Here is a 16,817-nt window from a genome sequence, read left to right on the forward strand (position 1 = left end):
AGCCAAAGAACGGTCTCCAGGCTTGCTTTGAACCTCTGAGAACCGAGTTTCAAAGACACCAATTCTCTAAGCAGCAAAATAACGCTACTAAGAGAATTCCCACGGCTGAGCTTATTTTCACCACCCTCACGGCTAACTTAGATCGACCAAGTAAATACGTTGGTTAGTCAAGTCTAGGTTGTGTGGATTATGAAATGGTCTACTGATCAATCAGCTTGCTGATAGTATGACATTAATAAAATAGACGAAACGACAATTAGGAGGAATGACCGATGGGGAAGTACGTTCTCGGTGTTGACCTAGGAACGAGTGCCGTTAAGGTTTCCGCACTAGATCACAGTGGGCAGATTGTCGCCCAAGAGAGTTTTGATTATGATTTGATTCAGAAGAAGCCCGGCTATAACGAACAGAATCCAGAGGACTGGGTTTCTGGCACGACCGTTGCGATTGTTCGGTTGATTTTAAACGACCATCTGAGCGCCAGCGACATTGAAGGTCTGAGCTTCTCTGGGCAAATGCACGGGTTGGTTCTGCTGGACAAGGACAAGAAGGTTCTACGGCCATCAATTCTGTGGAACGATACGCGGAGCACGCCACAACGTGAAGAAATCGAAGCCAAAATGGGCGACGAATTCGTTGATATTACGCGGAATCAACCACTGGAAGGTTTCACGTTAACTAAACTGCTGTGGGTTAAGGAAAACGAACCAGATATCTGGGCTCAGGCCAAATACTTTGTCCTGCCTAAGGATTACGTGCGTTACCGCATGACTGGCAACCTGGCGATGGATTATTCCGATGCCACTGGGACCGTTCTGCTCGACGTTGCTAAGGGCGAATGGAGCAAGAAGATCTGCGAGACCTTCGATATTCCTTTGAGCATGTGCCCACCGTTGATCAAGTCCGTTGACTTCGCTGGGACGGTTACGCCGGCCTATGCTGAATTCTCCGGTTTGACCACGGATACCAAGGTCTTTGGTGGGGCTGCCGACAACGCTGCTGGGGCCGTTGGTGCCGGGATTTTACACCCGAACATGGTCTTATCCAGTATTGGGACGTCTGGTGTTGTCCTGAAGTACGAAGACACGCCTGACGTTAACTATCATGGTGTCGTTCAATTCGAAGACCACGCTATTCCTGACAAGTATTACTCCATGGGGGTTACACTGGCCGCTGGGTATTCACTCAGCTGGTTCAAGAAGACCTTTGCACCGAGTGAAGACTTTACGGACTTCGTATCGAGCGCTGCTAAGTCAACGGTTGGGGCAAATGGATTGCTCTACACCCCTTACATTGTGGGTGAACGGGCACCTTACGCCGACGCTGATATCCGGGGGAGCTTTACCGGAGTTGATGGCACGCACAAACGCTACGACTTCGTTCGGGCCGTTCTGGAAGGCATCGTCTTCTCCTTCAGAGATTTGTTCGATATCTATGAAGAAAACGGTGGGGACTTCGATACGGTCGTTTCCATCGGTGGTGGGGCTAAGAGCCCACTCTGGTTACAGATCCAAGCCGACATCTTTAACCGTAAAGTTGTCAGCTTGAAGAACGAACAGGGTCCTGGTATGGGGGCAGCGATGATTGCTGCCACTGGCTTGGGCTGGTTCGATTCCTTACAGGACTGTGCTGAAACCTTCGTTCACTTCGGCAAGGCTTACGAGCCAAACCCAGAGAACGTGGCTAAATATGCCAAAATGCACAAGATTTACAAGCAGGTTTACCAACAAACGAAGAGCATCAGTGCTCAGTTGTTGGACTACCGGCGTGAAGAACTCTAGGGCAGATAACGAGAAGGTGTGGGAGAAATCCCGCGCCTTTTTTGTCTGATGATGCAAGTAGATTATCTCACTTTTTGGCGGATTGCCTACTAAGCGTAAGTTTCACCATAGAATTGGCTGGTTCGCTGAGCTTTCAAAATAGTAAATGTGAATGATAATCGCGGGCTGTTTACTAAACAATCAGGCGGGGAAACTGGGCGATTACTAAAACATACCCTAATTTAATCATTTGTTTAGAAAACGCTTTCATTTTGATAAACAGCGTGCTATGATAGGTTCATGGTTGGTTGGGGTTATCAACCAACTGGTGTCAACCAACTTACATTTTTTCAGCTATACTTTCTCTACATACTGCCACTGCTGACATTACGGCGTTTGCCGTACTAAGGAGCGATATCTATGCGAAAAGTTTCGACCGGATTTGTTTACTTTTTCGGTGCATTAGGTGGATTGCTGTTTGGGTATGATACCGGGGTTATTTCCGGGGCCATTCTGTTCATCCAGAAACAAATGCACCTGGGTTCTTGGCAACAGGGTTGGGTCGTGAGTGCCGTGCTCTTGGGAGCTATCCTGGGGGCCGCCATCATTGGGCCATCGTCTGACCGGTATGGTCGGCGGAAATTGCTGTTATTATCTGCAATTATTTTCTTCGTTGGGGCGTTAGGTTCCGGGTTTGCTGCGGGATTCTGGACCCTGATTATCTCACGGGTGATCTTGGGGATGGCCGTTGGTGCCGCTTCCGCCTTGATCCCAACGTACCTGGCTGAATTGTCACCCGCCGATCAACGGGGGAAGATGTCCAGTCTGTTCCAACTGATGGTTATGACGGGGATTCTGTTTGCCTACATCACCAACTACGCCTGGGCCGGTGTTTACACTGGATGGCGTTGGATGTTAGGGTTCGCTGCAATTCCTGCCGCACTGCTATTCTTGGGTGGATTAATCCTTCCCGAAAGTCCCCGGTTCTTAGTGAAGATGGGGCACTCCGACCAAGCGCGTGAAGTTCTGGATACCATGAACAAGCACAACACGCCGGTCGTTGATAAGGAATTGTCTCAGATTGAAGAACAAGCCAAGATGAAGAATGGTGGTTGGAGCGAACTCTTCGGTAAAATGGTTCGTCCGTCACTCATCATTGGTTTAGGCTTAGCTATTTTCCAACAGGTCATGGGATGTAACACGGTGTTGTACTACGCGCCAACCATCTTTACCGATGTTGGTTTCGGGGTTAACGCCGCCTTACTGGCCCACATTGGGATTGGAATCTTTAACGTTATCGTGACGGCCGTGGCCGTGATGATCATGGATAAGATCGATCGAAAGAAGATGCTGATTGGTGGGGCCATCGGGATGGGGGTTTCCCTATTCGTTATGAGCTTCGGGATGAAGTTCTCCGGTGGATCCCATACCGCTGCTATTATCTCGGTAATCGCCTTGACCATCTATATTGCCTTCTTCTCCGCAACCTGGGGTCCCGTTATGTGGGTGATGATCGGGGAAGTCTTCCCATTGAACATTCGTGGACTGGGGAACTCCTTCTCCAGTGTGATTAACTGGTCCGCCAACATGGTTGTTTCCCTGACGTTCCCAGCATTACTGAACTTCTTTGGGACTGGGAGTCTGTTCATCGGTTACGGTGTCCTTTGCTTCCTGGCCATCTGGTTCGTTAAGGTTAAGGTCTTCGAAACGCGGAATCGTTCGCTGGAAGAAATTGAAGCAACTTTACGGGCAAAAGCGGGTACTGGTGCAAAAGATTTGAGTTCTGCTAAATAAGTCATTTAACTGAGGAGCCATTCCGGTGAGGGTGGTTCCTTTTTTGCTGGTTTCAGATAAATTTTTCAGAAAAATGTGACTGAATTTGGGCCAGTCATAAAGGCCGACTGGGCGGGTTTTCCAGGTGATTTAACCAACCATTCAGTAATAATTGTCCAAAAAATCGGATATTTTTTCAAACAGTTTGGTCCTGAGGCGACTACACTAATAAATGTAAGCGCTTCACTTAAACGTAATTTAGACGGCTGGCCAGCAACTAATTGCGTGATAGATATTATTGATGTCCATGTACATACTTAATATTGAGGAGGCATTCAATCGTGAAAATTTATGTTGATGCAAAGGCAGTCCATGATGGTAACGGGACCAAGAAAGCGCCGTTCAAGCAAATTAATGACGCCGCTCAGGTTGCCCAACCCGGTGATAAGGTGCTCGTCTTCCCCGGAACCTATCGGGAATACGTTAACCCTAAGAATGGTGGGACGGACGATGACCGGATTACCTACCGGAGTGTTGAACCCTTAAAGGCCATCATCACTGGTGCGGAAGCCGTTAAGAACTGGCAACAATACCAAGGTAACGTTTGGGTCGCACGGATCAATAACGGGCTGTTCGGCTCGTATAATCCATACACCGAATTTGTCATGGGTGACTGGTACTTCGGACCGGTGAACAAGCATACCGGTGCGGTCTACATGAACGATCGTCAATTCTACGAAACGACATCGCTGGAAGACTGTATTGAAGCGAAGGTTTATGGCCGCTCCTGGGAACGGAAGAACTCCGTTTACAAGTGGTATACCGAACAGGATACCGGCCGGAATGAAACGGTCATCTATGCCAACTTCCAAGGCAAGAATCCTAACAAAGAAACGGTTGAAATCAACGTTCGGCGTGAAGTCTTCATGCCACAAGAGACGGGAATCAATAACATTACGGTTAGCGGCTTTAACGTTAATAAAGCGGCCACGACTTGGGCGCCGCCTGCATCTTACCAAGATGGGATGATTGGGCCACACTGGTCTCGCGGCTGGATCATTGAAGATTGTGACATTAGCCACAGTCGGTGTGCCGGCATTTCCTTAGGGAAGTATGAAGATCCGGTCAACAACCAATACTTTACGTACAAACACGTGAAGAGTCCTACTCAAATGGAACGGGACGCTGTCTGCCGCGGTCAATACCATGGGTGGTTAAAGGAAAATATTGGGCATCACATTATCCGTCGTAACAACATTCACCACTGTGAACAAGACGGAATCGTCGGTCGTCAGGGTGGGGTCTTCAGTATTATTGAAGACAACCACATCCACGACATCAACAACATGCAAGAATTAGCTGGTGCTGAAATCGCCGGAATCAAGATGCACGCCGCTATCGACGTCATTATCCGTCGCAACCACATCAATGATTGCACGATGGGTATTTGGACCGACTGGGAAGCCCAAGGAACTCGAATCACGCAAAACCTGTTGGATCACAACTATGCGCCAACGGGGACTGCGGAACGGATCATCGGGGCGATGCAAAGCCAAGACATCTTCGTTGAAGTGGGTCATGGGCCAACCTTGATCGATAACAATTTGCTGTTGTCTAAAGCTTCATTGCGGCTGGCAACACAAGGGGTCGCCTGCGTGCACAACCTGATGTTGGGATCCATTACCTCTATCGGGGCCAATACGGACTTTACCGTAGACGGCAAGAACCAACCGCGGTTCACGCCTTATCACATTCAACACCGGACTGAAGTTGCTGGGTTCATGACGATTCTCCATGGGGACGACCGTTTCTACAACAACATCTTCGTTCAGAACTGGCCAGTTGAAAAGCCAGAAGAGGAAACGGTTGTTGATCGTGAACATGAAGATACGGAACAAGTGGGGACCAATGGTTTCGATGAGTATCCAACCTACGATGAATGGTATGCGCAATTCAAGAACGTCAACGGGACGTTTGCCAAGGAAACTGACATGAATGACTTGATGAGTGCACATTATGGTCATTTACCAGTCTGGGCTGCCGGAAATGTTTACTTCAACGGTGCTAAGGCTTGGAAGAAGGAAACTGATAACCTGGTTAATACCAGCGACAAAGTTTCTGTTGAATTGGTCGAAGATGGTGACAAGGTTGCCCTGAAGACGAACCTGTATGACCTGATTGGCGACTACTACGAGGGTGTGATTACGACCGACACCTTGGGTGAGGCCTTCGAGCCAGAGCAACGCTATGAAAAGCCAAACGGTGATGACATCATCTTCAACGAGGATTACTTTGGTAACCATCGTGGGGTTTCAACTGTTCCAGGACCATTCGTATCAGGTAAAGATGCGGATGCAGCGCTGTGGCAAGAATAAACCGAGAATAGAATAATTAGAGTATTCATATTCTAAAACGACACGAATCGGGTGTTGTGACGTGGATTCTTACTAGGAAGGGCAATTTGAGATGATATTTCTAGTAAGAATCTTTTTGTATACGCAAATTACGGTTGGATACATGGCATTTTCCTTATGAGGAGGATTATCATGGAAAACGAAAAGCAAGTGGCGCCTAAAGGCAAATTCCCATATCGCTTGGGTTTTGGGATTCTATTCGGACTGTTAGGGTGGCTGGTTCCTTACTTAGGGGTCAACTCGACCTTACTACCAGCTAAGATTCAGCAGATTGCACCAAACGAAAAGGTTCAGATTGTGGCCTTACTGGCAACGATTGCGATGATTGTCGCTACGATTGCCAATATCATTGAAGGGGCGTTGTCCGACAGAACGGTCAGTCGCTGGGGGAAGCGGAATCCGTGGATCTTCCTCGGGATGCTCAGTACGCTGATCTGTTTTTACTTCTTGACGAAGGTCACAACGGTGCCGGGAATCATTATCAACTGGTCGCTGTTCCAAGTCGCCTTGAATATGATGGTGGCACCATTGGTCGCGTTTATCGCGGATAAAGCACCAAAGAAGTACCGGGGGTCCATCTCCGCCTTCTACGGTGTGGGGATGAACATCGGGACACCAGTGGGGACGATGATTGCGTCGCATTACATTACCAACGTTAACAGTGGGATTTACATCTTCATGGTCTTCGAAATCATCTTTACGATTATTGGCCTGTTGTTAGTTGGTGACGGCAGTAACAAAGGTGAGCGGGTACCCAAGCTACATGGATCCGAACTCGTCGAAGCATTCTCCTTCCCGATTCACGGGGATGTGCGTGACTTTTACTTAGCGGTTGTTGGTAAATTGCTGTTCATTTCGGCGCAGTTTATCATCACCGGGTATCAACTGTACATTTTTACCGATTACATGAAACTCTCTTCGGCAAGTGCCACGAGCAACTTGTCGATCATGTCGCTGATCCTCTTGGTTGCGGGGGTATCCTTCGCGGTAATTGGGGGACCACTGGCTGATAAGTTCCACAGCTTGAAGTTGTTGGTAGCCCTGTCGACGGTTGCAATGGGGATTGGGGTTGCGATCCCAGCCATCGATCCGGCACCTTGGACCATGTTCGTCTACGCGGGCCTAAGTGGGGCTGCGATGGGGATGTACAACTCGGTTGACCAGGCGCTGAACGTCACGGTGCTGCCGAACCCCAATAGTGCTGCGAAGGACTTGGGTATCGTTAACTTGGCGAACTCATTGGGTCAGGTCTTCGGTCCAATTATGGCTTCCATGGTAATCGGATTCTCTGGTTACCGGATGATCTTCCCAATGGCCGGTGTGATGTGTTTAGTCGGTGCTGGGATGATCCTGATGATCAAGAAAGTTCATTGATTGTGGCACGCTAAGGTTTGAAATCAGCAAGCTAAAGGCGATGGTGAAAGGTGAGAAAGCTTCTCTTTTGGATGGGGGAGCTTTCTTTTTCGTCGATGCGTTAGAAATAGCTTAACCGACCTGTGTGTATTTTTGACAACCATTGTGTACAGAACTTGTAAAGGCCTGAATTGTTAGGCTAATCGTTGGCTGATGGGCAATCGAGCACAGTGAGTGATAGGGAATGAATCGTTTAACCAGTGAAATGGAAACTGCACAGTGATTTTCACGGTGACTAGCGGTGAGTGTAAATAATTTAGATTTTTCCGGTAAACGCTTTCAAAAATATAATGTAAGTGCTATCATAGATAACGTAGTTGGTTGCCGCAATCAACCAACGAGCAAACTACCAACTTACATATTGCATAATTCTGGCGGCGGAAACCGTGAAAAGGAAGTAATATTAATGCGAAAGGTTTCGACTGGTTTCGTTTACTTCTTCGGTGCCCTTGGGGGACTTCTCTTTGGGTATGATACCGGGGTAATTTCAGGAGCTATTCTCTTTATTCAGAAACAAATGCACTTGGGTTCTTGGCAACAAGGCTGGGTTGTAAGTGCCGTACTGTTGGGTGCCGTGTTGGGTGCCGCAATCATTGGACCATCTTCTGACCGTTTTGGTCGGCGGAAGCTCTTACTGCTATCTGCTATTATCTTCTTCGTTGGGGCTTTAGGGTCTGCGTTCTCACCAGAGTTCTGGACGCTGATTGTTTCACGGATCATCTTAGGGATGGCCGTTGGTGCTGCCTCTGCTTTGATTCCAACGTACTTGGCTGAATTGTCACCTGCCGATAAGCGGGGGACTATGTCCAGTCTGTTCCAGTTGATGGTTATGACTGGTATCCTGTTTGCCTACATCACCAACTACTCCTTCGCTGGCATGTACACTGGCTGGCGTTGGATGTTAGGGTTCGCTGCTATTCCAGCCGCACTGTTGTTCTTAGGTGGGTTGGTCTTACCAGAAAGTCCACGTTTCTTAGTCAAGATGGGTCATATTGACACCGCTCGTGAAGTCTTGGATACCATGAACAAGCATGATACCAAGGCCGTTGACAGAGAACTTACGCAAATTCAAGAACAAGCCAAAATCGTCAGTGGTGGCTGGACCGAACTCTTTAGTAAGATGGTTCGTCCTTCACTCATCATTGGGTTAGGCTTAGCTATTTTCCAACAAGTTATGGGTTGCAACACCGTGTTGTACTACGCACCAACCATCTTTACTGATGTTGGTTTCGGGGTCAACGCTGCCTTACTTGCCCACATTGGGATTGGGATCTTCAACGTTATCGTTACTGCCGTGGCCGTTATGATCATGGATAAAGTTGACCGTAAGAAGATGCTGATCTACGGGGCTATTGGGATGGCCGTTTCACTGTTCGTTATGAGCTTCGGGATGAAGTTCTCCGGTGGTTCTCATGCCGCTGCGATTATCTCCGTCATCGCCTTGACCATCTACATTGCTTTCTTCTCCGCAACTTGGGGTCCTGTTATGTGGGTTATGATTGGTGAAGTCTTCCCATTGAACATTCGTGGGTTAGGGAACTCCTTCTCCAGTGTTATCAACTGGGGTGCTAACATGGTCGTTTCCTTGACGTTCCCATCCTTACTGGATTTCTTCGGTACTGGGAGCTTGTTCATCGGTTACGGTGTGCTTTGCTTGTTCGCTATCTGGTTTGTTCATGCCAAGGTCTTCGAAACGCGGAACCGTTCTCTGGAAGAGATCGAAGCTACGTTACGTGCCAAGGCTGGTGAACCAGAAACCGCACACGCTACGAAATAATTAAATCACGTTTAAAATGAGGGTGTTCCTGAGAGGGCACCCTCTTTTTATTTATCCAAGTGAGTTAAGTCTACCGGACACGGATATTGTTTTGATAGTGATTCTGTACAGGTTGTGTAAAGGTCAATATAATTTTCACAATAGCGAAGCAATGGGGAGAACCGCCGCCAATCGTTAAAAAATGCTATACTGATTGAGACATAATCAAACCAATTAGGGGTGACATGATGATTGCAGAATTTGAAGACTATCTCGCTAAAATTGAGGACGCTGAACACCAGGCCCGCGTCCGTGAGGTTTTGAACTGGGTACAGACGTCCTTCCCACAGCTGGAACAGCGGTATGCGTGGAATCAGCCGATGTTTACTGACCACGGCACGTTCATTATTGGGTTTAGCGTTGCCAAGTCGCACATGGCCTTCGCGCCAGAGGGACCGGTCATGACACAGTTCGCTGATCAGATTGCTGCCGCCCACTATAATCCCGGCAAGAAATTTGGCCGCATCAAGTGGACGCAACCGGTCGACTATGACTTGCTCCACCAGATTATTGCCTTTAACATTGCTGACAAGGCTGATTGCGAGACCTTTTGGCGTAAATAGATGACTGTGGATCAAGCGTCCTTAAGGGGATGCTTGATCCATTTTTGTGTGATATTAATTTAATTTTGCAAGCGAAATTTACATTTTGGAGGACCCAATTATTAACTGGTAAATGGTACAATGAAAATTAAGACAGCTACCCGGTTGGATTTGGGTAGCGGATACGATGCAAGCGAGCCCAGTACAGGTTATCAGGGGACAGCTTTAGCAGGGCTTGCGACGGAGTAGTTTGAATTCGGGGAGATCTTAGAAAAATGCGACGAGAAAGATTGCGGTTTAACCACTGGCGCAATCCCGTTTTGACCGGGATCATTGCGCTGATTTTAGTGGCCAGTTTGTTTGCGATTCGTGGGGTGACGCCTTTTGGTGATCGCAACCTGTTGATTGGCGATTTGGGAACGCAGTACATTCCTTTTTTTACGGACTTTACACGATTGATTCATGGTCACGCCTGGGACCTATTTAACTTTCATCAGGCCCTAGGAACTAGTTGGGTGCCAACGATTGCGTACTATTTATTAAGTCCATTCAATCTAATGCTGGTCTTCTTTAAGGCGAGTCAGATTCCGATTGCTATGGCCGTGATTATCATGCTAAAGATTGCGACAATCGCTGGGACTATGACGTTTTATTTACAGGAACACTGGCGGACGCAGCAGCTCTTTACCGGTGCTTTTGGGTTGGCATTTGCATTCAGCGGATTTGTTGCTCTGAACTTTTTTAACCTAATGTGGTTGGACGCCTTGATCTTTCTGCCACTGGTTGCTTGGGGGATTGACCGCCTCGTGATTACCGGACGTACTGGCGGCTACTTTGGATGGCTGTTGGTTAGCGTTCTGACGGACTACTATCTGGGGTACATGACCTGCCTGTTTATCGTGGCGTACTTCGTGTACATGTTGACCGCAGAGTGGCCGGCTGGTCAGTCGGTACTGGAGTGGCTCCGGGAAAAGCGTCGTATTTGTTATCGCTTCATTGGGGCATCCTTGCTGAGTGTCGGGACGACGTTAGTGATTCTTCTGCCAACTGTTCTCGGGATGCTAGCGACGCCCAAAACACAGGGTCAAGCTGGCAACTTTCACTTAGTTCCGATGTTTGGGCTCGAATTCTTTAATCAACTAGGTGTGGGCGCGGGTGACTACCTGCAACGGCTGAGCCATGGCCCGGCGATTTTCTCATCGTCGTTAGTGATCTTGCTAGCGATTGCGTACTTCGGTTTGCCACAAATTAAGACGCGTGCTAAGGTTCGGGCGGCCGTGCTCCTTTTATTCCTATTTCTAGGTATGTGGTTGCGGGGGTTCAACACAGTCTGGCACCTGATGACGCCACCCTCCGGCTATCCGTTTCGGAATAGTTTCTTCTTTAGCTTCGTCCTGATTCTGATTGCCAGCAGTGCTTGGCAGGCGGGGTTATCACAGTTGTCTCGTCGCTGGCGGTGGGCCACATCGTTGATTCTAGGAATTCTGATGTTACTGGGGAGCTGGATGATTCCACTGATGCAGACGTGGACGCAGTCTGGTTATTACGCTAGCCTTCAGCCAATTAATTGGGCGGCTGTATGGACGAGCCTCGCTATTTTAGCAGTGACGACCGGACTCTTATGGTTGAAAGCCGTGCCGCCTGTCTGGTTGGGCGTGGTTGTCGTTATCGAACTGTTCGTCAACTTTAGCTTTGCGCTGGTTGGTATCGATTACGGGAGTCAACAGCGCTACGCCAAGGCTTATAATCAGTCCGTCCAGCGCCTCCAACCAGTGACTGCGACATCGAAGTTATATCGTATTCGTAACGATGCACCGACCGTGGCGCCGGGATTTCAGCACCATTACAATCCTTATAATGATGCGATGTGGCTGGGGTACAATGGGACCGGTGCGTACAGTTCGACGACCCCGGCCAACACAATGACCATGGTCAAACAACTCGGGCTCTACACACGAGATGCCCGACGCCTCAGTAATCAGGGCTTCACCCCGGGTACCGAGATGCTCTTCGGTGTGCGAAATAAATTAACGAAAAACGATAATGTTCGTGTGGGCAGTTACAGCGGAATGGGTTTTGCGGTGAGTTCACAGTTGCTCAAGGTGAAGCTGACAGCCAATGCGCTGACCAATCAGGAGAGTATTCTGCAGGCACTGCGGCCGAGTCAGCACGCTTACTTTGTGCCGGTGACGGCTGGTCATGATCAGGTCAAGGCCATTTGGCGGATCAACAACCATCCCACCAATTTCGTCTATAATCATGTTTGGCACGTGACCCCTCAAGCCACCGGCCGGATCTATCTCTTTGATCCGACTAGTGCCAGCAAGTATTCCACGATGAGTGTCAACGGCCATAATGTGGCACCGAAGATGCAGACGGACGGGAACACCAGCATGATTAATTTAGGTGAGTACCGGCAAGGCGAGGCGCTGACGATTAAATACGCCAGCAATCGGCCAACGCCGAAGGCCCTAGCGGTAGCAACTTTGCCGGCAAGTCGCATGGCAGCGGTCCATCAGGCCGTTAGCACCCATGCACTGCGGCTACGGCAGCACCGTGGACATTTACGGACCGACTACCAGGGAACCATCGCGGCCACGCCTAATAAGCGCTGGGGCTACCTGAGTCTGCCACAGGAGCGTGGATGGCGGATCACCGTGAATGAACGGACGGTCAAACCACGCACCGTGCTCGGCGACATGATGGCGGTACCGCTGACGCCGGGTCAGAACCGAGTCGTGATCAGCTATCACGTGCCAGGCGGTTGGATTGGATTAGCAGCCAGCGTTGTCTGCGCAGTGAGTTATGGGGCGTTGTGGTATCGAAAACAACTATAAAATGCAAATTGAAAAATAGTGACGCAAAAAGGATGGTGTCTCTCCAAAAAAATTTGGGGAGGCACCATCCTTTTATACAATCATTTGTAAAATATACAACTAGAGTTTCGGCTGATCTTGGTTCTTAGCGGCAACCTGCTTGGTATCAACGGGGTTGCCCGCCTCATCGGTCCGAATGACCATGACATCTACATCGGCCATCCGGCTGACGTAGGCGGTCACGGACCCTTCAACCATCCGGGCCACGGCACTCATCCCGGTGGCCCCCAGCATAATCAAGTCATTCTGGTGGTCGCGGATAAATTCATGAGCGATGACGGTCTTGGGATTACCGAACCGCACGTGAATGTCGAGGTCGGTGAAGCCGGTAGCGGCTTTGGTTGTTTCGACCAGCGAGGTCAGGTAAGAGGTCGCGTCCGTTGCCAATTCATGAATCACGCTGCCCGGCATGGAACCGCTGGCGTAGAAGCCATAGTGGTTGATCCGCAAGACGTTGAGCAGATCAATGTGGGCGTGGTTGCGTTGGGCCACGGTCACTGCTTTTTTTAGGGCCAGTTCCGCTTGAATGGAGCCGTCCACGGGCACTAAGATCTGTTGGTATTGTTGTCCCATAATTAGCCTTCTTCTTTGAGCTGAGTTGTCTAGACGCGACCACGTAAGGTGATAGTGGCAGTGTCGAGGACGTGGCCATTGATTTGATGGAGGAGGTCATTTAACCAGAAGCCATCGGCCAAGTCGAGTTTGGTATTTAATGCGTAGACGGTCAGACTGTAGTCATGATCCTCATTTGGTGGAAACGGCCCCGTGTAATTCTGATAAATGGCGGGATCAGTGTTTCCAACTAACGACCCACCATTACTGTTACGACCGTGAACGTGAGGAATGGCGTTGGTCCGGGAGACGTCCATTGGAATCTCGCGTGTCGTTCCGGGGAAGTTAGCGGCGACCCAGTGAATCCAGGGGAAGCCACTAACGGGAACGGCATCGAAATCAATGAGGTTCAGCGCTAGCGTTTGAGTCTTCTTCGGTATCTTATGAAGCTTGATGGGAAATGATTTGACGGGTTGCCCGCCATAGACGTCATCTCCCGTGGCGTACTTACTAAATTCATCGGCTAAGTAGCCATTTTCTTCGGTTGGCACAACGATTCGCATGAAATCCCTCCTAGATATATCTAACACTCTTCATTATACCGCAGTCATACGCCAGTCGCGAATATTCATGAATAATGTAAAAAAATACGAATAAATAGAATATAACTAATATAATTGCAAAAATAGCTTGATTTTTGCACGAAAGGGCGTATGCTAATAACAACTTAACGAAACGACGAAAGGATTGACGCGGATGACTCCTCAAGCAAAGATTGCCATTTTACAGCATTTGATTCAGATTCCTTCAGTAAACGACCACGAGTCCCAGGTAGCGGACTATATCGCGGGCCTGTTTGCTCCGTATCCCCAAGCAGAGATCAAGAAAGTAACTTACGCCGACGGTCGCGACAATCTGGTCGTCACTATCGGTCATGAGGGGCCCCAATTGGGACTTTCCGGGCACATGGACGTCGTTGCTGCCGGGGACGAATCCGCATGGACACACGCGCCATTTGCCGGTGAAGTGGTGGGCGACCAGCTCTTTGGCCGGGGGGCTTCCGACATGAAGAGTGGGCTTGCAGCAATTGTGATTACCATGCTGGAGTTCTTAGAACAGGGCACACAACTTCCTGGGAGCATTCGGCTGTTGGCGACGGTCGGCGAAGAGACGGGTGAGTATGGCGCGGCTCAGCTGACGGATGAAGGCTACGCAGACCACCTGGCCGGACTGGTCATTGCCGAACCCAGCGGCTTAGACAACGTGGTCTACACGGCGCGGGGCGTCATTGACTACAAGGTTGTTTCTACCGGGAAGGGGGTCCACAGTGCGCAACCGGAGAACGGCATCAACGCCATTGATAATTTGATGAAATTTTACAATGCCGTGGGTCCACTGATGGCCAAGCACACCCAGACCGATCCCGTCTTGGGTAGTCTCTTACACAACGTGGATCTGATCTCCGGGGGCGAGCAAATTAACTCGATTCCCGCTCATGCGGAATTGATGGCAAACATGCGGACGATTCCTGCTTATCCCAACCAAGTCATCTACGATGAGCTGGCGGGACTGATTGCGCAGTTGAATGCAGAAGATGGCGCGCAGCTCGATCTCAGCTATAGTTTCCCCGAAGAAGCGATCCCGGGCGATCCGCAGGCGCCACTGGTCCAACTGGCCAAGCAGATCAGTGATCAAGTTTGTGGGCACGATACGCAGGTCGTCGGTTCCGGTGGGGCTAACGATGGGGCGGAATTCTTGCGGGCCAAGGCTGACTTTACCAGTATTGAAATTGGTCCTGGAAGCAACACGTCCCATCAGATTGACGAGTACGTTTCCGTTAAGGAATATTTGCAGGCTATCGACTTCTATGAAGCCTTGGTACCAGCTTTCTTGCAACAAGTGCAAGAACCAGAGAGTATCACTGAATAATTGCGCAAAATTGGAGATGGTGATTGCCGCTAAATCAGGGTGAGCGCCATTTTTTGCGTGGTGACAATCGTGGAACATGCAGGTGACCAATTATTAAGTTTGCATATAGAAACTAGCAAACTGGTTAAATCTCGTTCGTGTGGCTGGTAATTCTAGAAGAAGCGCCTATATTAGTCTGTAATTGTAATGGGGAGGGAAAGAGCATGGCCAAACGAAAACCACAGCTGATTGCCTACCACGTGGGGGTTACGTTGTTAACGATGATCTCAGTTGGGACGGTCCTCTTGCTGTTAATGGGTGTGGGTAAAGCCACCATTGAGATAGCAATCATTAATGGCCTGTTGGTGGTGTTTGCCGTTGACTATGTTGCCCGGTTAGTGCTGGCTAAGAATCGTAAAATCTTTCTCATCCAGTCGGCATTTGATCTGCTGGGCATCATTCCCCTTCACCCGGTATTTGCGTTCTTTCGATTGGGCCGATTAGTCCGGCTGATTCGCTACCACCACTTGTTCTGGCGACTAAGACTCAATAGTAAATGGACACGGGCCTATCATCAGTTTATTTACAAGACCGGCTTCATTTACTTGTTTTCATTCAGTGTGACCATTATCGTCGTTAGTGCCTTTCTCTTCTCACTGACGGAGAAGCAAAGCCTGGCCAATGCCCTGTGGTGGGCCATCACAACGGCTACCACGGTGGGGTATGGGGATGAGACACCCCACACGGCCATTGGCAAAATCATTGCCAGCGTCTTGATGATTGGCGGAGTCGGTTTTATCGGGTTACTAACCAGTACCATTAGTGGGTTCTTCACGACTAGGGGCCAGCAAGTGGCGGCCAGTCAGGAGAAACACGAACAAGCCGATTTCGACCAGTTGTTGCTAAAGATTGAGGCGTTGACGACTAAGGTCGATGACTTGCAGCACCAGCTCGACACAACGTCACGTCACAAGCAGCGCTAGACCACTGTCATGCGAGTTAGAACCTGCGATTGTAGGCACAAAAAAAACGCGAACGCTCCTGTGAGCGCCGCGTTTAACGGACAAACTGTAAATTATAGTTTCCCTGACCGTCCGATGTAATCGTATAGGTCGTGTAGCCCGCCTGCAACCATTGATTCTTAGAAGCTTGGGCCCAACTTTGGGCGTCCGCAACGGAAGAGAAGGTGTGCACGGAATCAAACGATGTCGGGTTCTGATTACTTGCTGATGAACTCGACGTGCTTGTGTTGCTAGCGTTAGACGACTTGGTCTGCGCTTGATTGAGCAGTTTTTGTTCGCGTGCTTGGACGGCACTATTCGATTCATCATTGATAACATTCTGTAGCTTTTGTTTTTGCGAAACGGTAAGACCGTTATCATTGTAGCCATCGTACTTGTCTTTGAAACTTTCGTAGGCGGACTGCTCGGAAACGGACGATGCCTTAGCTACGAGTGAGGCACTGTTGCTCGATGACGAGACGGTATTGGATGCGGAATTGTTATGGTGAGTGATACCTAAGACCAACAGGATAGCGATGGCCAACGTTAATAATGTCATAACCCATGGCCACCAGCGCCGCGGCTTACGAGGCCGTTGACGCATGGGGCGATTAGGATCTTGATTAAAATTATACCGTTGTACGCGTGATTTTGGTTCTTGGTTGTTCAACTGAAAAACCTCCATGTCAGAAACGGTGTGAAAAAACAAGTTTGCCGCCGTAACGACAAACTACCACACCTTCCATAGTAACGCAAAACGGG

The 16,817-nt window shown here is 49.2% G+C and carries 12 protein-coding genes; 9 read left to right on the forward strand and 3 right to left on the reverse strand.

Annotated elements, in window-relative coordinates; genetic code table 11:
* Positions 1 to 272: 272 nt before the first annotated feature.
* From xylB to FD07_RS00970, 7 genes are all read left to right on the forward strand, one after another.
* Positions 273 to 1,781, forward strand: coding sequence for a xylulokinase (gene xylB, locus FD07_RS00940; RefSeq protein WP_020089471.1), 1,509 nt, complete (start codon positions 273 to 275; stop codon positions 1,779 to 1,781).
* Positions 1,782 to 2,180: 399 nt separating this feature from the next.
* A complete protein-coding gene (locus FD07_RS00945) occupies positions 2,181 to 3,554 on the forward strand; it encodes a sugar porter family MFS transporter (protein ID WP_020089470.1) in 1,374 nt (457 codons plus the stop codon).
* Between the two features lie 320 nt (positions 3,555 to 3,874).
* A complete protein-coding gene (locus tag FD07_RS00950; protein ID WP_020089469.1) occupies positions 3,875 to 5,908 on the forward strand; it encodes a right-handed parallel beta-helix repeat-containing protein in 2,034 nt (677 codons plus the stop codon).
* Between the two features lie 171 nt (positions 5,909 to 6,079).
* On the forward strand, positions 6,080 to 7,321 hold the full coding sequence (locus FD07_RS00955) for an MFS transporter (RefSeq protein WP_020089468.1): 1,242 nt from the start codon (positions 6,080 to 6,082) through the stop codon (positions 7,319 to 7,321).
* Positions 7,322 to 7,766: 445 nt separating this feature from the next.
* Positions 7,767 to 9,137 carry a sugar porter family MFS transporter gene (locus tag FD07_RS00960; protein ID WP_020089467.1) on the forward strand — a complete coding sequence of 457 codons (1,371 nt, stop codon included), beginning with the start codon at positions 7,767 to 7,769 and terminating at the stop codon, positions 9,135 to 9,137.
* 227 nt (positions 9,138 to 9,364) lie between these two features.
* On the forward strand, positions 9,365 to 9,739 hold the full coding sequence (locus FD07_RS00965; RefSeq protein ID WP_020089466.1) for an iron chaperone: 375 nt from the start codon (positions 9,365 to 9,367) through the stop codon (positions 9,737 to 9,739).
* A 254-nt stretch (positions 9,740 to 9,993) separates the two neighbouring features.
* Complete coding sequence (locus FD07_RS00970) at positions 9,994 to 12,555, forward strand: YfhO family protein (protein ID WP_020089465.1); 2,562 nt, start codon at positions 9,994 to 9,996, stop codon at positions 12,553 to 12,555.
* A 99-nt stretch (positions 12,556 to 12,654) separates the two neighbouring features.
* On the opposite strand, the gene FD07_RS00975 is transcribed toward FD07_RS00970, so the two are convergent.
* Both FD07_RS00975 and FD07_RS00980 read right to left on the reverse strand, forming a co-directional pair.
* A complete protein-coding gene (locus FD07_RS00975; protein WP_020089464.1) occupies positions 12,655 to 13,167 on the reverse strand; it encodes a universal stress protein in 513 nt (170 codons plus the stop codon).
* Positions 13,168 to 13,196: 29 nt separating this feature from the next.
* A complete protein-coding gene (locus FD07_RS00980; protein ID WP_020089463.1) occupies positions 13,197 to 13,709 on the reverse strand; it encodes a YbhB/YbcL family Raf kinase inhibitor-like protein in 513 nt (170 codons plus the stop codon).
* A gap of 193 nt (positions 13,710 to 13,902) precedes the next feature.
* Here FD07_RS00980 and FD07_RS00985 point away from each other — a divergent pair, with 193 nt between their 5' ends.
* Complete coding sequence (locus FD07_RS00985; RefSeq protein WP_020089462.1) at positions 13,903 to 15,075, forward strand: ArgE/DapE family deacylase; 1,173 nt, start codon at positions 13,903 to 13,905, stop codon at positions 15,073 to 15,075.
* Between the two features lie 203 nt (positions 15,076 to 15,278).
* Positions 15,279 to 16,037 carry a potassium channel family protein gene (locus tag FD07_RS00990; RefSeq protein WP_020089461.1) on the forward strand — a complete coding sequence of 253 codons (759 nt, stop codon included), beginning with the start codon at positions 15,279 to 15,281 and terminating at the stop codon, positions 16,035 to 16,037.
* A 73-nt stretch (positions 16,038 to 16,110) separates the two neighbouring features.
* On the opposite strand, the gene FD07_RS00995 is transcribed toward FD07_RS00990, so the two are convergent.
* Positions 16,111 to 16,725: a hypothetical protein gene (locus tag FD07_RS00995; protein ID WP_020089460.1), complete on the reverse strand. Its 615-nt coding sequence runs from the start codon at positions 16,723 to 16,725 to the stop codon at positions 16,111 to 16,113.
* Positions 16,726 to 16,817 lie beyond the last annotated feature (92 nt).

The organism is Levilactobacillus parabrevis ATCC 53295 (genome assembly GCF_001434055.1).
Classification (GTDB): Bacteria; Bacillota; Bacilli; order Lactobacillales; family Lactobacillaceae; genus Levilactobacillus; species Levilactobacillus parabrevis.